The sequence below is a fragment of the Nocardioides luteus genome, from assembly GCF_014648595.1.
GTDB classification, from domain to species: Bacteria; Actinomycetota; Actinomycetes; order Propionibacteriales; family Nocardioidaceae; genus Nocardioides; species Nocardioides luteus.
Genome location: NZ_BMRK01000002.1, coordinates 140,017 through 156,786 on the forward strand (window position 1 = coordinate 140,017; position 16,770 = coordinate 156,786).

At 70.3% G+C, this 16,770-nt stretch carries 18 protein-coding genes; 8 read left to right on the forward strand and 10 right to left on the reverse strand.

What is annotated here, in order from left to right; genetic code table 11:
• Window positions 1-8: 8 nt before the first annotated feature.
• From IEY81_RS03095 to IEY81_RS03110, 4 genes are all read right to left on the reverse strand, one after another.
• On the reverse strand, window positions 9-914 hold the full coding sequence (locus IEY81_RS03095; protein ID WP_189116991.1) for a pseudouridine-5'-phosphate glycosidase: 906 nt from the start codon (window positions 912-914) through the stop codon (window positions 9-11).
• On the reverse strand, window positions 911-1,849 hold the full coding sequence (locus tag IEY81_RS03100) for a carbohydrate kinase family protein (RefSeq protein WP_229787276.1): 939 nt from the start codon (window positions 1,847-1,849) through the stop codon (window positions 911-913). Before IEY81_RS03100 ends, IEY81_RS03095 begins: the two co-directional genes overlap by 4 nt.
• A 76-nt stretch (window positions 1,850-1,925) precedes the next feature.
• Window positions 1,926-3,128, reverse strand: coding sequence for an alpha-hydroxy-acid oxidizing protein (locus IEY81_RS03105; protein ID WP_229787277.1), 1,203 nt, complete (start codon window positions 3,126-3,128; stop codon window positions 1,926-1,928).
• A 159-nt stretch (window positions 3,129-3,287) separates the two neighbouring features.
• Complete coding sequence (locus IEY81_RS03110) at window positions 3,288-3,917, reverse strand: TetR/AcrR family transcriptional regulator (RefSeq protein WP_189116994.1); 630 nt, start codon at window positions 3,915-3,917, stop codon at window positions 3,288-3,290.
• Window positions 3,918-3,998: 81 nt separating this feature from the next.
• Between IEY81_RS03110 and IEY81_RS03115 the strand changes: the two genes are divergently transcribed.
• The gene (locus IEY81_RS03115; protein ID WP_229787332.1) at window positions 3,999-4,877 is read left to right on the forward strand and encodes a sterol desaturase family protein; all 879 of its coding nucleotides are present in this window, start codon (window positions 3,999-4,001) and stop codon (window positions 4,875-4,877) included.
• On the opposite strand, the gene IEY81_RS03120 is transcribed toward IEY81_RS03115, so the two are convergent.
• The 5 genes from IEY81_RS03120 to serS are packed head-to-tail and all read right to left on the reverse strand — an operon-like array spanning window position 4,840 to window position 8,906.
• Entirely contained in the window at window positions 4,840-5,466 is a 627-nt protein-coding gene (locus tag IEY81_RS03120; RefSeq protein ID WP_189116996.1) for a hypothetical protein, read from the reverse strand. The two genes, IEY81_RS03115 and IEY81_RS03120, sit on opposite strands and share 38 nt — an antisense overlap.
• The gene (locus IEY81_RS03125) at window positions 5,463-6,263 is read right to left on the reverse strand and encodes an HAD family hydrolase (protein ID WP_189116997.1); all 801 of its coding nucleotides are present in this window, start codon (window positions 6,261-6,263) and stop codon (window positions 5,463-5,465) included. The genes IEY81_RS03120 and IEY81_RS03125 overlap by 4 nt, the downstream gene beginning before the upstream one ends.
• A complete protein-coding gene (locus tag IEY81_RS03130) occupies window positions 6,260-6,766 on the reverse strand; it encodes a GNAT family N-acetyltransferase (protein ID WP_189116998.1) in 507 nt (168 codons plus the stop codon). The genes IEY81_RS03125 and IEY81_RS03130 overlap by 4 nt, the downstream gene beginning before the upstream one ends.
• A 14-nt stretch (window positions 6,767-6,780) precedes the next feature.
• Complete coding sequence (locus IEY81_RS03135) at window positions 6,781-7,638, reverse strand: HAD family hydrolase (protein ID WP_189116999.1); 858 nt, start codon at window positions 7,636-7,638, stop codon at window positions 6,781-6,783.
• Complete coding sequence (serS, locus tag IEY81_RS03140) at window positions 7,635-8,906, reverse strand: serine--tRNA ligase (protein WP_189117000.1); 1,272 nt, start codon at window positions 8,904-8,906, stop codon at window positions 7,635-7,637. The genes IEY81_RS03135 and serS overlap by 4 nt, the downstream gene beginning before the upstream one ends.
• A 117-nt stretch (window positions 8,907-9,023) precedes the next feature.
• Here serS and IEY81_RS03145 point away from each other — a divergent pair, with 117 nt between their 5' ends.
• Window positions 9,024-10,595: a YegS/Rv2252/BmrU family lipid kinase gene (locus tag IEY81_RS03145; RefSeq protein ID WP_189117001.1), complete on the forward strand. Its 1,572-nt coding sequence runs from the start codon at window positions 9,024-9,026 to the stop codon at window positions 10,593-10,595.
• Between the two features lie 397 nt (window positions 10,596-10,992).
• Here the strand turns inward: IEY81_RS03145 and IEY81_RS03150 are convergent, their stop codons facing one another.
• The gene (locus IEY81_RS03150) at window positions 10,993-11,403 is read right to left on the reverse strand and encodes a DUF4446 family protein (protein ID WP_229787279.1); all 411 of its coding nucleotides are present in this window, start codon (window positions 11,401-11,403) and stop codon (window positions 10,993-10,995) included.
• Between the two features lie 24 nt (window positions 11,404-11,427).
• Between IEY81_RS03150 and IEY81_RS03155 the strand changes: the two genes are divergently transcribed.
• The 6 genes from IEY81_RS03155 (at window position 11,428) to IEY81_RS03180 (ending at window position 16,650) form a co-directional block, all read left to right on the forward strand.
• On the forward strand, window positions 11,428-12,267 hold the full coding sequence (locus IEY81_RS03155; protein ID WP_189117003.1) for a prephenate dehydratase: 840 nt from the start codon (window positions 11,428-11,430) through the stop codon (window positions 12,265-12,267).
• A gap of 3 nt (window positions 12,268-12,270) precedes the next feature.
• Window positions 12,271-12,948 (forward strand): nickel pincer cofactor biosynthesis protein LarB, encoded by a 678-nt coding sequence (gene larB / locus IEY81_RS03160; RefSeq protein WP_189117004.1) that lies wholly within the window; start codon window positions 12,271-12,273, stop codon window positions 12,946-12,948.
• Window positions 12,945-14,198, forward strand: coding sequence for a nickel pincer cofactor biosynthesis protein LarC (gene larC, locus IEY81_RS03165; protein ID WP_189117005.1), 1,254 nt, complete (start codon window positions 12,945-12,947; stop codon window positions 14,196-14,198). Before larB ends, larC begins: the two co-directional genes overlap by 4 nt.
• Window positions 14,199-14,346: 148 nt before the next feature.
• Window positions 14,347-14,949 carry a TMEM165/GDT1 family protein gene (locus tag IEY81_RS03170; RefSeq protein ID WP_189117006.1) on the forward strand — a complete coding sequence of 201 codons (603 nt, stop codon included), beginning with the start codon at window positions 14,347-14,349 and terminating at the stop codon, window positions 14,947-14,949.
• Window positions 14,950-14,974: 25 nt separating this feature from the next.
• Window positions 14,975-16,171, forward strand: coding sequence for an arginine deiminase (locus IEY81_RS03175; protein ID WP_189117007.1), 1,197 nt, complete (start codon window positions 14,975-14,977; stop codon window positions 16,169-16,171).
• A 107-nt stretch (window positions 16,172-16,278) separates the two neighbouring features.
• Window positions 16,279-16,650 (forward strand): Crp/Fnr family transcriptional regulator, encoded by a 372-nt coding sequence (locus IEY81_RS03180; RefSeq protein WP_189117008.1) that lies wholly within the window; start codon window positions 16,279-16,281, stop codon window positions 16,648-16,650.
• The last annotated feature ends 120 nt before the right edge of the window (window positions 16,651-16,770 follow it).

A 16,770-nucleotide genomic window follows, 5' to 3' on the forward strand; every position in this document is an offset into this window, starting at 1 on the left:
GAGCATTCTCACCGTCCTGCCTCGGCCGAGGCCATCCGCGCCCCGAAGGCCGCGTTGTCGCGGACCAGCGCGATGTTGGTCTCCAACGAGTCGCCGCCGGTCAGCTCGACGATCCTGGCCAGCAGGAACGGCGTGATGTCCTTGCCGCGGACGTGGCGGGCCTCGGCGTCGGCCAGCGCCTGCTCGATGTGGGTGTCGATCACCTCGGCCGGGATCTCGTCGGCGGCCGGGACCGGGTTGGCGACGACCACGCCGCTGGGCAGCCCGAGGTCCCAGGCGGCCCGCACGACCGCGGCCGCCTCGTCGGGCCCCTCGACGCGCAGCGGCGCCGGGAAGCCGGAGCGGCGGGAGTAGAAGGCCGGGAACTCGTCGCTGCCGTTGACCAGGACGGGCACTCCGTAGGTCTCCAGCGTCTCGAGCGTCAGGCCGATGTCGAGGATCGACTTCACCCCGGCGCTGACCACCGCGACCTGGGTGCGGGCGAGCTCGGTCAGGTCGGCGGAGATGTCGAAGGAGGTCTCGGCACCACGGTGTACGCCACCGAGCCCACCGGTCACGAACGTCCTGATCCCGACCATGGCCGCCAGGCGCATGGTGGCCGCGACCGTGGTCGCGCCGTGGAGCCCGCGGGCGACGACGTAGGGGAGGTCGCGGACACTCACCTTGGTCACCTCCGGGTCGGAGGCGAGGAGCTCGAGGTCGTCCTGGGAGAGCCCGGCGCGAGGGACGCCGTCGAGCAGGGCGATGGTGGCCGGGACGGCGCCGTTGTCGCGGACGATCTGCTCGACCTCGGTCGCCATCTTCACGTTGTCGGGATAGGGCATCCCGTGGCTGATGATCGTCGACTCCAGCGCGACGACCGGGCGGCCCTCGGCGAGCGCGACCCCGACCTCCTCGGTGAGCCTGACCTTCACGCCAGCTCCCGCACGAGACTCTCGCTGAGGTCCATCCGGACCGTGTCGTGGGTGCCGCAGGTCAGCGCCGCCGCGGCGTGACCGAAGCGCGCGGCCTCGACCAGGTCGACACCGCGGAGCGCCTCGTGGGTGAACGCCGCGAGCATCGCGTCGCCCGCACCGGTCACGTCGAGGACGTCGGTGGGCACGGCCGGCAGCTCCTGGTAGACGTCGTGGTAGCTGATCACCGACCCACGGGCACCGAGGCGCACCCAGACGACCCCGACGCCGCGGTCGTGGAGCGAGCTGACCGCCTTCTCGATCTCCGCGTCGCTGTCGACGGGGAGATCGGTCAGCGCGGACAGCTCGGCCTGGTTGGGCGTGACCAGGTAGAGCTCGCGGTCGGCGCGGATCAGGTCGCGCGCCCGCCTCGCCTTCGAGACCGAGACCGGGTCGAAGCCGACGGGTAGGCCGGCGTCGTGGGCGAGCCCGATCGCCACCTCGGCGGTGCGCACCGGGATGTTGCCCTCGACGAGCACGCCCCGGGCGCTGACGATCAGGTCGCGAGCCGCCTCCACCACCAGCGGCGAGAACTCGTCGGTCGCCGCCATGTCGGCCACCGCGACCACCAGCTCACCGGAGGAGTCGAGGACGGCGTTGTAGGTGCCGGTGCGTACGTCTCCACGGCGGCGGACGTGGCTGCAGTCGACGCCGACGTCCTCGGTGTAGCTGATCACCTCTTCGCCGATCGGGTCGTCGCCGACGACCGAGACCAGCGCCACCGCGTCACCGAGCCGGGCGAGGTTCTCGGCGACGTTGCGACCCACCCCGCCGGGCGAGATCCCGGCCGACCCGGACATGCTCGACCCCATCACCACCTGCTCGTTCGCCCGAGCGTGGAGATCCATGTTGGAGCCGCCGATCACGACGATGTCTGGCGGTGGGTGCGGGTTCATCTCTTGCATCGTAGGTGTGCCCGCGCGGTCGCGCCCCCTCATAAAGTATGAACTTGGCCAAGGCGCTCTGGTCCGTTCAGCCGAGCAGCTCGCGTCCGGTCTCCCCGACGGAGCGGCAGCCGACCAGGCCGAGGGACAGGTCGAGCTCGGCGATCATGTGCTCGATGACCGCCTGCACTCCGGCCGCTCCGGCGAGCGCGAGGCCGTAGACGTACGGGCGCCCGAGGAGCACCGCGTCGGCGCCCAGGGCGAGCGCCTTGAGGATGTCGGCGCCGGAGCGGATGCCGGAGTCGAAGAGCACCGGGATACGGCCGTCGATCTCGTCGACGATGCTGGGCAGGGCGTCGATCGAGGCGATCGCGCCGTCGACCTGGCGGCCGCCGTGGTTGGAGACGATGATCCCGTCGACGCCGTGCTCGAGGGCCCGGCGGGCGTCCTCGGGTGCCTGGAGCCCCTTCAGCACGATCGGCAGGTCGGTCATCTCGCGCAGCCGGTCGAGGTCGTCCCAGATCAGGTCGGAGCGGGAGAAGACGTCGAGGAAGGTCTCGACCGCGGCCCGCGCGTGGCCCGAGCGGAGGTTGTCGACCGCCTTCCCCGGGTGGTGCCTGGCCATCGAGGCGACCGCGGCGAGGGCCGACGGGATCTCCCGCAGCCCCGGCCGCACGTCGGTGCCGCTGCCGGCGGTCAGACGCTGCGCGACGAGCTCACGGAAGGCGGGGTCGGAGGTGTACTGCGCGATCCCCAGCCCGCGCGCGAACGGCAGATAGCCCAGGTCGAGGTCACGCGTACGCCACCCGAGCATGTGCGTGTCGAGCGTGACGACCAGCGCGTCGGAGCCGATGGCTTCTGCGCGGCGTACGAAGGACTCGACGATCGACTCGTCCCGCGACCAGTAGAGCTGGTAGAGCCGCGGGGTATCGCCGAGGTCGCGGGCGACGTCCTCCATCGGGACGGACGCCTGGGTGGAGATCATCATCGGGATGCCGGTCGCCCGCGCCGCCGCGGCGACCTCGTGCTCGGCGCGAGGATGGGCGAGCTCGAGCACCCCGACCGGCGCGAGCATCAGCGGTGCCGGCATGTCCACCCCGAAGAGCGTCGTACGCAGGTCGCGGCTCTCCACGTTCGCGAGCATCCGTGGGACGAGCCGGTAGTGGTCGAAGGCCGAGGTGTTGGCCGCGACGGTGCGCTGCTGCCCCGCACCCCCGTCGACGTAGGCCCACGCCTCCTTGCTCATCGCCCGCTGCGCCGCCGAGGCGAGCTCGGACGGCTCGGTGGGCACCGGAGGCCGGTGCCCGAACAACCCCCGCCGAAAGATGGTCGACTGCAGATCCCTACCGATGCTCACGGGCGGCAGGCTACTCGGTCCCGGACGGGTACGACGGGGAGTTCGGCAGGGGTTACCGGGCCGTAGCCCCTGCGGATCTCCCCGTCGTACCTCTCAGCTCGGGAGGTCGGCGGGGACGGCCGCGCCGGACAGGGCTGTGATCAGGCGGTGGCAGCGGCCTGTCATCTCCGCCGGGGTCACCCCCGGGTGGTCGAGCCACCAGGCGATCAGGGCGTCCACGGCGCTCATCCAGACCGCGGTCAGGGCGGAGGCGTCGAGCGGGTCGTCGTCGCCCACCAGCTGCATCAGCTCGCCGACCCCCTCGATGGCGAGGCGGGTGATGCGGTCGGTGTAGACCGTGCGGGCCGTCGCGACCTCACCGTCGTCGGGGGCGGTCGGGTCGAAGAGCAGCCGCCACAGCCACGGCTGCGGCTCGAGCATCCGGAAGAGTCCGTCGAGGGTGCGCAGGCCGCGCTCGAGGCCGACGGAGTCGTCGGCGGCCACCCGCTCCATCTCGGCCGCGAGCGTCTCGGCGCCGTAGTTGAAGCTGGCCAGGAAGAGGCCTTCCTTGGAGCCGAAGTACTGGTAGACGAGCGGCTTGGAGATGCCGGCATCGGCCGCGATCGCGGCTACGGAGGCCCGGCCGAAACCCACCGTGCCGAAGACCTCGCACGCGGCTCGCACGATCTGCAGCTCCCGATCGGCGCGCGGTACGCCCTTGGTCCCTGCGTTCGCACGTGTCATGCACGAGAGTCTAGCGAGGGCATATGACCTTGCGGTAACTTACTCGAAGGTCATATCCCCCTGGAGGTCACCGTGCACGACATGCTCGACCCGATGAAGAACCCGCTGACGTATGCGATCCCGTTCTTCCTGATCTCGATCGCCGTCGAGCTGGCGGCGCTGAAGTGGCTCGACCACGACGACAACCTGACCGGCTATGTCTTCAAGGACGCGCGCACCTCGATCCTGATGGGCCTCGGCTCGATCGTGTCGATGACGGTCTTCAAGATCGTGACCTTCGCGGTCTACGCGGCGATCTTCGCCTACGTCTCGCTGTGGCAGATCCCGACGACCTGGTGGGGCCTGACCCTCTCGGTCGTCCTGGTCGACCTCGCCTACTACTGGAACCATCGCTTCGTGCACCGCACGCGGGTCGGCTGGGCCGCCCACCAGGCCCACCACTCGAGCGAGTACATGAACCTGGCGACCGCGCTGCGGCAGAAGTGGAACCCGTGGTTCGAGTTCTTCTTCTTCCTGCCGCTGCCGTTCCTCGGGATCTCCCCCGCGGCGATCTACCTGGCCTTCTCGATCAACCTGATCTACCAGTTCTTCGTGCACACCGAGACGATCGGCCGGCTGTGGGCGCCGATCGAGGCCGTCTTCAACACCCCGTCCCACCACCGGGTCCACCACGGCTCCGACCCGGAATACCTGGACAAGAACTACGCCGGCATCCTGATCGTCTGGGACCGCCTCTTCGGCACGTTCCAGCAGGAGCGCCAGCGCCCGACGTACGGCCTGACCTACAAGGTCGACACCTACAACCTGCTGCGGCTGGAGTACGGCGCGTTCCGCGAGCTCTGGAACGACGTACGCAGCGCCGACGGCTGGCGCCTCAAGCTGAGCTACGTCTTCCGTCCGCCGGGGTGGGCCCCGGAGGAGCCTACGCAGGCCTCCGTCGTCCGAGAATCATCACGATGACCAGGCCGAGCAGGCCGACGACCACCAGCACGACGCCGGGGGCGGCGATCTTGGCGAGCTTCTGACCCTCGGGGGACTGCGGCTCGCTGAAGCTGACCTGCTGAGGCTCCGGCGCGATCACCTCCGGGAACTCCTTGGCGATCTGCGCCTGGAGCTTGTCGGTGTATTCCGCCACGCGCGGCGCGCTGCCGGCGGCGAGGATGGTGGAGCCCTTCTTCTGCGCGAAGAAGTAGTAGTCCTCGTCCTCGGTCAGCGACTTCTTCTGGCAGGGCCCGGGGTTGAGCGTGACCCGGAGGCTGCTGCCGCCGGTGACTCCCCGGAGCGCCTTGACCACGGTCACCGGGTAGACCACCTGGCCACCCTTCTTGGCGGCCTTGCCGGGGCCCGCCACCCGCGCGTGGAAGACCAGGGGCTCCTTGACGGCATCGCCGAGCTTGAACGCAGGGCACTTCTCGGGAGCCGTGACCGGCGACGCGGCGGGGCTCGCCGAGACGGGTGCGGGGCTCGTCGTGACCAACGCCGTCGCGGCCAGGGCGACAACGGCGAGAAGCTGGGGGACGCGGCGCATGGCGAAGATCAAACCAGTCACAGGCCGAAGACTCCAGCCAAGACCCGCGCGACACCGTCATCGTCATGGCCCGGAGCGAGGTCGGAGGCGCATGCGACGACGCTCGGGTGGGCGTCGGCCATCGCGTAGGACGTGCCGGCCCAGGTGAGCATCGGCAGGTCGTTGGGCATGTCTCCGAAGGCGATCACATCGGTCGCGGAGATGCCGAGCTCGGTGCAGACCAGCTCCAGCGTGGAGGCCTTGGTGACGCCGGGCGCGCTGATCTCGAGCAGCGGGAAGGAGGAGTGGGTGACGTTGACCCGGTCACCGACGGCCTCCACCGCGGCGGCGAGCAGCTCGTCGGCGTCGTCGGTCGCGTGACGGCGGGCGAGCAGCTTGATCAGCGGCTCGTCGGAGAGCTCCTCGATCGGCGCGATGCGCCGGGCGGGACGCAGGGCGTCGGAGACGTGGGAGGCGAACTCCGGCTCGCAGGACCAGCCCTCCAGCGACTCCGTCGCGAAGACCAGACCGGGCACGTGAGCCTTCAGCGCGGCCGCCACCTCGGCGGTCAGCGACGGCTCGATCAGCCGGGTGAGCCGCGGCTTGTCGGCGGCGACGTCCCAGACGAGGGCACCGTTGGAGACGATCGCCAGCCCGACGCTGCCGATGTGCTCGAAGAGCTCCCGGGTCCAGCGCAGCGGACGTCCGGTCACGAAGATGACCGGCACCCCGATCTCCTCGAGCTGCACCAGCACCCGGCGGGTGAAGTCCGAGACCGAGCCGTCGAGGCCGACCAGAGTGCCGTCGAGGTCGGTGGCGACGAGCTTCGGCGTACTCATTCTTCCATTCTGCCACCGGGGACCGGCCTGGCCATCACCAGATGCCCGTCCTCGTCGGCGCCCCGCAGGTCGGTGAACCCGCACTTGGCGAGGACCCGGAGGCTGGCTGCGTTGGTGGGCTCGACGGAGGCCCGGATGCGTACGCCCTCCTGGTCCGTGCACGCCAGCACACCCTTGAGCGCCTCGGTCGCGAAGCCCCAGCCGCGGGCCTCCTCGACCAGGCCGTAGCCGACCTCGGCCTCGGGGGTGCCGTCAGGAGCGGCCTCGGGCGGCCCGAAGAAGCCGATCGAGCCGAGGACGGTGCCGTTGCGCATGATGTAGCGCGAGCTCCACGGGTCGCCCTCAACCCACATGGTCGCAGCGTCGCGGTCGTCCTCACGCGGGAACTGCGGGTGCCAGCCCTGCGGCCGTGGACCGCGCGGATCGCGGATCGCGTCGGCGTCGGCGAGGGTCCACAACGGCAGCGTCAGCCGCTCGGTGGTGACGGTGGTGGGAAGAGTCACGAGCGCAGAGAATCTCAGAACCAGCGGGAGAGTTCCAGCGCCGCGCCGTCGTCGGCGACATCGGCCGTGACCGCGTCGGCGATCTCCTGGACGACGTCGGGCGCGTTGCCCATGGCGACCCCACGGCCGGCCCACTCGAGCATCTCCACGTCGTTGCGGCCGTCACCGATCGCCAGCACGTCGGCGGGCTCGAGACCGAGCTGGTCACAGACGTAGGAGAGCCCGGACGCCTTGGAGACACCGACCGGGGTGAGGTCGAGCCAGGCGGTGTAGCCGACCACGTAGTCGATGCCGTGCAGGCCGAGCTCACGACCCAGCTCGAGGAAGTCCTCGGGGGTCGCGTCGGGGTCGCGGATGATCACTCGGGAGACCGGCTCGGCGACCATCTCCTCGATCGGCGCGATCAGGTGGTCACCGTCGAGCTCGCCCTCGGGGAAGGGCCGGTTGAAGCGGTAGCCCAGGCCGCGGTTCTCGACCGCGACCAGCACGTTCGGACGCCGCTCCAGGATCTTCTCGACCGCCTCACGGGCGTCGAAGGTCTCCTCGTGGACCACGTCCACCGGCGGGTAGCGCAGCACCACCGCGCCGTTCGAGGCGACGATCCACAGCCGGTCCGCACCCTCGGCCGGGAGGCCGAGCAGCTCGGCGATCCCGGTCATCGAGTGGGGCGAGCGACCGGAGGAGAGCACGACGTGCGCCCCGGCGTCGTACGCCCGGCGTACCGCCTCCCGGACCTTGTCCGAGAGCGCCTCGGAGGTGGTGCCCGTGCCGTCGATCCAGCGCAGCAGGGTGCCGTCGATGTCCAGGGCTACGAGCTTGGGCTGCCAGGCGGCCTCGCCGGGGCGCGCGGTCGTGCTCTCGGTGGTGCTCACTTCTGGACCGGCTCCAGGACCTCACGCCCGAGCCACTTCTGCAGCGCCTTCGGCACCCGCACCGACCCGTCGGCCTGCTGGTGGGTCTCCAGCACGGCGACGATGGCGCGGGTGATCGCGGTCAGGGTGCCGTTGAGGGTGGCGACCGGGGTGGTGCCGTTCTCCGTCCGAGCGCGGATGTCGAGACGGCGCGCCTGGAAGGTGGTGCAGTTGGAGGCCGAAGTGAGCTCGCGGTACTTCCCCTGGGTCGGGATCCACGCCTCGCAGTCGAACTTCCGCAGCGCGCTCGGGCCGAGGTCGCCGGCGGCGACGTCGATGACCTGGTAGGCCAGCTCGAGCTTGTCGAGGAACGACTTCTCCCACTCGAGGAGACGCTGGTGCTCGGCGTAGGACTCCTCGACGGTGGTGTAGACGAACATCTCCACCTTCTCGAACTGGTGGACCCGGATGATGCCCTTGGTGTCCTTGCCCGCCGAGCCGGCCTCCTTGCGGAAGCACGAGGAGTAGGCCGCGTAGCGCCGCGGCAGCGTCTCCGGGTCGAGGATCTCGTCGGAGTGGTAGGCCGCCATCGGCACCTCCGAGGTGCCGACGAGATAGAGGTCGTCGTCCTCGATCTTGTAGACGCCGTCGTCGACCTGGTCGAGGAAGCCGGTGCCGGCCATCGCCTCGGGACGCACCAGCGCGGGCGCGATGACCTGGGTGAACCCGGCCTCACGGGCCTGGTCCATCGCCAGGTTGATCAGCGCGAACTCCAGCTCCGCGCCGACACCGGTGAGGAAGTAGAAGCGGCTGCCCGAGACCTTGGCGCCACGCTCGAGGTCGATCGCGCCGAGCATCCGGCCGAGCTCGACGTGGTCACGCGGCTCGAATCCTTCGGCCGCGAAGTCGCGCGGCTCGCCGACCTTCTCGATCAGGACGAAGTCGTCCTCACCGCCGGCCGGGGCGTCGTCGGCGAGGTTGGGGATGGCCTTGAGGGCCTTCTTCCACTCGTCCTCTGCGGCGACCTGCGCGGCCTCGGCCTCCTTGACGGCCTTCGCGAGATCCTTGACCTCGGCGAGGAGCTGCTGTTTCTCCTCGCCCTTGGCCTGGGCGACCTTCTTGCCCATCTGCTTCTGCTCGGCCCGCTTGGCCTCGAAGTCGGCGATCGCCGCGCGGCGCGTGCTGTCCGCGGACAACGCCCGGTCCACCACGTCGGAGGACGCGCCACGGCGCTCCTGCGAGGCACGTACGCGGTCGGGGTCTTCGCGGAGGATGCGCGGGTCGATCATGCGGCAAGGCTAGTCGACCCAGGCACGAGAACTCACTTCAGTAAAGGTCCGCATCACCATGGTCGGGTGACTACGGGATGCACTGAGACGAGGACACATCACGCATACTGACTGATCGTGCTCGACCTTTCCCGCCGTGCCCTGCTGGTCTGGGCGGCCTCGCTGTTCGCTGTGTGCGCCCTGATCGGCGTCGCAGCCTCCTACGCGTGGGCGCCGGTCGCGACGGTCGACGACCTCGGCCGCGACGCGGTGAGGGTGACGGTGGCGAGCGGCTGGATGCTCGGCTTCTGGCGCGTCGTCGAGGTGGTGACCGAGTGGTACCTGCCGATCGGGGTCGCCCTCGTCGTGGCCGCGGCGCTGGCCCGCACCTACCTGCGGGCCGCGCTCTACGTGCTCGGCGTCGTGGTGGCGACAATCGTCGTACGCCGCCTGGTCGTGCTGCTCGTCGACCGGGACCGGCCCGAGTGGCAGTCGACGTCGTGGCTGCACGACTCGCCCTCGTACCCGTCCGGCCATGCGGCCGGGATCGCGGTGCTGGCCGGGGTGATCGCGGTCGTCGTGACGATGTTCGTACGCCGCCGCAACATCCGCCGGCTCGCCTACACGGGCCTCGTCCTGCTGGTCCTGCTCGTCGCGGCCGACCGGATCTTCCTCGGCCGCCACTACCCCTCCGACGTGCTCGGCGGGATCGTCTTCGCCGCCGGCGCCGTCTTCCTCGGCATGGCGATCTACACGCCGCTGCCCACCTCCCACGCGCTCGGGCGTCGACCGCTGGTCGACTCGGTGCGGGGCGACCGGAGGATCGCGGTCGTGCTCAACCCGATCAAGGTCGAGTCGGTCGAGCAGTTCAAGACCATGGTCGACGCGATGGCGCGGGAGTCCGGTTGGAAGACCCCGACGTGGCACCTGACCACGGTCGACGACCCCGGCCGCGGGATGGCCCGGGCCGCACAGGAGGAGGGCGCCGACCTGGTGCTCGTCTGCGGCGGCGACGGCACCGTACGCGAGGTCTGCTCGGCGCTCGCCGGCACCGGCATCGCTGTCGGGATCGTCCCTGGCGGCACCGGCAACCTGCTCGCCCGCAACCTGTCGATCCCGCTCTACATCCGCGCCGCGATCGACGTCGCGCTCACCGGGCAGGACCAGGCGATCGACCTGGTCGAGGTCTCCGGCGACAACATCGAGGACACCAACTTCCTGGTCATGGCCGGGATGGGCTTCGACGCCGCGATCATGGGCGGCGTCAACGAGGACATCAAGAAGCGGATCGGCTGGATGGCGTACGTCCTCTCCGCTTTCAAGAGCCTGATGTTCCCGGCCATGCGGCTGGAGATCTCGATCGACGGTGGGGAGTTCACGCGGCACCGCGCGCGCACCGTCGTGGTCGGCAACGTCGGCTACCTCCAGGCGAACATGCCGCTGCTGCCGGCGGCCGCGCTCGACGACGGGCTGGTGGACGTCGTCCTCCTCTATCCGCAGCGGTTCTGGTCGTGGCTGCCGCTCGCCGTGCGGGTGCTGAGCAAGCGGCCGCGCACCGACAGCCTGGTCAACCGGATGACCGGCGCGAGCGTCGTGATCCGCACCAACCACGACCAGCCGCGCCAGCTCGACGGCGACACCATCTCCGAGGGTCGTGAGCTGCGGATGAAGTGCCTTCCGGGGAGGCTGCTCGTGCGCGTGCCACGCTGAACCACGGGTCCCGATTCGGTCCTGATTTGGGCGACACGCGGAGGAGGACAAAGTCCCTGGAATCAGGGCCCAAAGTCCCAGATACCGCATGATTCCAGCGTATTTGGCATTGATTTTCGTCCCGATCCGTGTCATTCGACGGACAGGGGTGTCTTGTTGATCAGTAAATGTTCATAAGGTGTCTGACGCGACTCGGCGCGAGCCGAGTCGTGCGTCATCGACCGGGCTCAAACCAGACTTCGGCCGGTGGCGTGGCAAGACCCACCTACTGGTCGGAATCCCCCGCGACCAGTGGTCGACTCCCGGGCCGTCCCACCCGCAGCCCGGGTTGTAAACCGGCACGCTCGGAACGGTTCCCCCGCCACGCCCGAGCGTGCCGGTGTCGTTTTCGTGCCTCTCAGCGGCGCGGCTTCGCCTGCTGGACCGCCTCGGCCTCCTCGGGCGACATCAGCTGGGACGACTCCCAGCGGCTGATGCTCTTGGCGTACGTCCTGGCCTCGGTGCGTCCGTGGATCGAGGTGAGCACGACCCCGTCGCCGTTGTCGTCGAGCAGCGCCAGGCACCAGCTCAGGTGGCCGCCGGCGTCCCCGAACGCGTCGAAGCGCACCACCGCGAGGTGGCGCAGGTCGCTCGCCGCCTCGGCCCGCAGGGCCGCGACCTCGGCCCGCAGACCGGCGACGTCGGTGGGCAGCGACTCGACGGCGGCGGGGTCGGGGCGGCGTACGTCCCTCGTCTTCTGCCAGGCCGCTCCGGCGAGCACCAGAGCGACGATTGCTGTCAGCAGACTGAGAATGGCAAGAGCAAGCACAGCGGGCGAATCTAGACTGTCGATGTGTCTGAGCCACATCGCATCGCCTATCAGGGCGAACCAGGGTCCAACTCTCACATGGTGTGCCAGCGGCACTACCCCGAGCTGGAGTCGGTGCCGTGCGCCTCGTTCGAGGACGTCTTTGCAACCGTCGAGGCAGGTGAGGCGTCGCTCGCGATGATCCCGATCGACAACTCCCTGGCCGGCCGGGTGGCGGACATCCACCACTTCCTCCCCGAGTCCAACCTGCACATCATCGCCGAGCACTACCTGCGGATCAGGTTCCATCTGCTCGGCCTCCCGGGCACCCACATCGACGAGGTCCGTACGGTCCACTCCCACGTGCACGCGCTCGGTCAGTGCCGCAACATCATCCGGGAGCACGGCTTCACGCCGATCGTCTCCGGTGACACCGCCGGCGCCGCGCGCGAGGTGATCGAGGCCGGTGACCCGACGATGGCGGCGATCTCCCCGCCGCTGGCCGCATCGATCTACGGGCTCGACGTGCTCGCCACCGACATCGAGGACGCCGACCACAACACCACCCGCTTCGTGGTGCTCTCGCCCGACTTCATCCAGGCGCCAGCCGACCAGGGTCCGGTGGTCACCTCGTTCATCTTCAACGTACGCAACCTTCCGGCCGCCCTCTACAAGGCGCTCGGCGGCTTCGCGACCAACGGCGTGAACATGACGAAGCTGGAGTCCTACATGGTCGACGGCAAGTTCATCGCCACCCAGTTCCTCGCCGAGGTCGACGGTCACCCCGACCAGCCCGGGCTCAAGCGGGCCCTGGAGGAGCTGGCCTTCTTCACGACCGACGTGAAGCTGCTCGGGGTCTACCCCGCCGACCCCGCCCGGTTCTGAACGATGGCGGACGACGAGCCGACCGCCGACCTCGGCTTCGCCCGCGTCGATCTCGACCGGGAGCGCCGCACCGGTGACCCCGAGGTCGTGTACGCCGCGGGCAAGACGCCCGAGCAGGTCGTCGCGATCCTCCGCCGGCTGCACGAGGCTCATCCCTCTCGCGCCGTCCTGGCCACCCGGGTCTCGCCCGCCGCAGCTGCTCTGGTCGCGGTCGAGCTGCCGACGGCGGTGCACGATGCCGAGGCCTCCGCGGTGACCCTGGGACCGTTGCCGGAGCCGCAGGGGCGGGTGTGCGTCGTCGCAGCCGGCACCTCCGACGGCCCGGTCGCGGCCGAGGCCTCTTTGGCGGCCCGGGTCCACGGAGCCGGCGCCGAACGGATCACCGACGTCGGCGTGGCCGGTCTCCACCGGCTGATGGCCGTCCGCGACCAGCTCGAGGAGGCCGACTGCCTGATCGTCGTCGCCGGGATGGAGGGCGCGCTGCCGTCGGTCGTCGGCGGGCTGGTCGGAGTGCCGATGATCGCGGTGCCGACATCGGTCGGCTACGGCGCCTCCTTCGGCGGTCTCGCGGCGCTGCTGGCGATGCTCAACTCGTGCGCGCCCGGGGTCACGGTGGTCAACATCGACAACGGCTACGGCGCCGGGGTCGCCGCCGCCCGGATCGCACGGCGGGCTCGATGAGCCTGGTCTGGGTCGATGCGTCGTCAGGGGCGTCGGGCGACATGCTGCTGGGCGCGCTGGTCGGCGCCGGGGTGCCGGTGTCCCTGATCGCCTCCGCGATCGATGCGGTCGCGCCCGAACCGGTCGTTCTCGTGCCGGAGCAGGTCCGGCGTGGTGCTCTGGCGGCGACGCGGGTGCGGGTGCAGGTCGCCGACTCGGTCCAGCACCGCACCTGGACGGACGTGCGTTCGCTGCTCACCGGGGCGTCCTTGGACGAGCCGGTGCGCGAGCTGGCGCTGAGGGTCTTCGAGCGGCTGGCGGTCGCCGAAGGGGAGGTCCACGGGATCCCGCCCGAGGACGTCCACTTCCACGAGGTCGGCGCCCTGGACGCGATCGCCGACGTGGTCGGGGTGTGTGCCGGCTTCGTCTCGCTCGATGCCTCGCAGGTGGTCGTCTCGCCCGTGGCCGTCGGCTCGGGCACGGTGCGGGCCGCGCACGGCACCCTCCCGGTGCCACCGCCGGCCGTGGCGCGGCTGCTCACCGGCGTACCGTCCTACGCGGGAGCGCCCGGCCACCCGGCGATGGAGCTGTGCACGCCCACCGGAGCCGCGCTGCTCACCACCCTCGCCACCTCCTGGGGCGCGCAGCCGCTGATGACGACTCGCGCGGTCGGTGTGGGCGCGGGCGGTCGGGATCCGCAGGGCTGGTCGAACGCGGTTCGGGTGCTGGTCGGGGAGGAGGCGGGGGCAAATTCCCGCCATGGCGGGAATTTCGGGGCGGATCCGGCGGCAGAGGGGCGTAATTTCCCGCCATGGCGGGAAAATGCCCCCACCAGCGAGACCGAGCTCGTCCTCGAGGCCAACATCGACGACCTCGACCCGCGGCTGATCCCCGGAGCCATCGACGCGCTGCTCGCCGCCGGGGCCGCTGACGCCTGGGCCACCCCGATCCTGATGAAGAAGGGCCGCCCGGCCCACACGATCCACGCCCTCGTCCCGGCCTCGGCCGCCGCCGCGGTCCGGCGGGTGTTCTTCGAGGAGACCTCGACGATCGGCGTACGCGAGCACGAGGTCGTCAAGCACGCCCTGCCCCGCCGGATGCTGACGGTGAGCGTCGGCGGGCAGCAGATCGCGGTCAAGGCCGCTCTCCTCGACGACGCGGTCGTCAACCTCCAGCCCGAGTGGGACGACGTCGCCCGGGCTGCAGCCGCCCTCGGGCGTCCGGCGATCGACGTCCTCGCCGAGGCGAAGGCCGCCGCCCTCGATCTCTGACCCCGGCACAGTCCCCTCTCCGCTCGGCACGACTGTGTTGGTCTCGACACGGTCCCTTCCTGGCACGACGAGGGCAGGCAGGCGGCTCGAGCAGGGGGGACGGATGCGAGGATGAGGGTCGGCAACACAGAACTGGAACGGAACCCTGATGGACCTCACCGTCATCGCGCTCACCTTCGCGGCGATCTTCGTCGTCGAGCTCCCCGACAAGACGTTCCTGGCGACGCTGGTGCTCTCGACGAAGTACCGCCCGCTGTTCGTCTGGCTCGGCGTGGGCGCCGCGTTCGCGATCCAGACGCTGATCGCGGTGGCCGTCGGCGGGGTGGCGACGCTGCTGCCGACCAGCCTGATCCAGGTCATCGCGGCGCTGCTCTTCCTGGGCGGTGCGGTGCTCCTCTTCATCGAGGGCCGGCGCCACCACGGCACCGCCAGCGAGGAGGACGGCAGCGAGTTCGCCGAGAAGGCCAAGGATGTACGCGGCTTCCGCCAAGTCCTGGCCAGCTTCATGGTCCTCTTCGCGGCCGAGTGGGGCGACCTCTCCCAGCTGCTGAGCGTCTCGCTGGTGGCCCGCTACCACGAGCCGGTCGCGGTCTTCATCGGCGCCTGGGCGGCGCTGCTCACCGTCTCCGGGCTCGCGGTGCTGCTGGGACGTACGCTGCTGAAGTTCATCAAGCTGCACGTCCTGCACTACGTCGGAGCCCTGGTCTGCCTCGCCCTGGGGATCCTGACGTTGGTCGAGGTGTTCGCCTGAGGCTGGGTCGCTTAGGCTGCCCGGCATGGTAGAACTTGGCGCCGACAGCGAGGTCGGACGACTGCGTACGGTAATGCTCCACCGACCCGGCCGGGAGCTCACCCGGCTGACGCCGCGCAACAACGACAAGCTGCTCTTCGACGGCATCCCGTGGGTCCGGCGAGCGCAGGACGAGCACGACGCGTTCGCGGCCGCGCTGCGCGATCGCGACGTCGAGGTGCTCTACCTGACCGACCTGCTGACCGAGACCCTCGAGGTGCCCGAGGCGCGCGAGCTGGCGCTCGAGAACGTGCTGGGCTCGCTCACCCTCGGCGACACGCTGCGCGCCTACCTGAGCAGCGCGCTGGCCGACGCCGGCCCCGCCGAGCTGACCGACCACCTGACCGCCGGCGTCCGCAACGACGAGGTACGCGGCGGCCACGGTCTGGTCACCAGCCTGCTCACCCACGACGACTTCCTGATCGACCCGCTCCCCAACCTGCTCTTCACGCGCGACTCGTCCGTGTGGATCCGCGACCGCGCGACCGTCACGAGCCTGGCGATGCCCGCGCGCAAGCGTGAGACCGCGCTGACCGAGCTGATCTACCAGTTCCACCCGCGCTTCCGGGAGAGCCCGCGGCTGCACGGCGCCCACCTCGAGCACGTCGAGGGTGGCGACGTGCTGCTCCTCGCGCCCGGTGTCGTCGCGGTCGGCGTCGGCGAGCGGACGACCCCGGCCGGCGCCGAGCGGCTCGCCCGCCAGGTCTTCGCCGAGGGGCTCGCCCACACCGTGCTCGCGGTGCCGATCGCGCAGGAGCGCGCGACGATGCACCTCGACACCATCGCCACGCTGGTGAACACCGACAAGATGGTGATCTACCCGAACGCGGTCGACTCGCTGGTGGCGTACGCCGTGACCCCGGCGGACGAGGACCAGCTCGACATCGCCGCGCCGCGTCCGTTCCTGGAGGTCGCGGCCGAGGCGATGGGCATCGACAAGCTCCACCACGTCGACACCGGTCTCGACCCGGTGGCCGCCGAGCGCGAGCAGTGGGACGACGGCAACAACACCCTGGCCCTGGCGCCGGGCGTGGTGGTCGGCTACGAGCGCAACACCCAGACCAACTCGGCCCTCGAGGCCGCCGGGATCGAGGTCATCGCGATCGCCGGCACCGAGCTGGGCTCCGGGCGCGGCGGACCGCGCTGCATGAGCTGTCCCATCGCGCGCGACCCGCTGACCTGATTGACTGAGGTGACCGGCGGGTAACCCATGCCCGCCAACATCGTTGTTCCGTGCAACCGCCGCGTCCCAGCGGCAGCCCCCACCGCAGCCGACCGAAGGAAAACCTCGTGACCGAGTCGTTCTTCTCCATGTTCACGCCGAAGGAGATCGCGCACATCAGCGCCACCGGCACCCGTGTGCACCTGCCGGAGGGCTGGTCGCCGATCTGGGAGGACACCCCTCCCGACAAGGCCTACATCATCCTCGACGGCACCGTCTCGGTCCGCCGGGACAAGGAAGAGATCGCCCAGTGCGGTCCCGGCGACATCATCGGGGAGGCGGCGATCCTGCGAGGGTCGCTGCGTACGGCCTCCATCGTGGCCCTCACCCCGCTCGACCTGATCCACCTCAGCGCCGACATGCTGCAGCAGCTGTCGGTCGAGATGCCGACGTTCGCGAAGGCGCTGGAGAAGGTCGCCCAGGACAGGTTCGGCTCCTGACCCACGAAGACCCGACCCACGAAGACCAGGCCTCCCACGAGGCCGAGGAGCACGCCGGCCGGGGCCGCAGCCTGGAGGCGGACGTCGAGCTGGCCGAGGCGCTCGCCCTGGTCGAGGCGT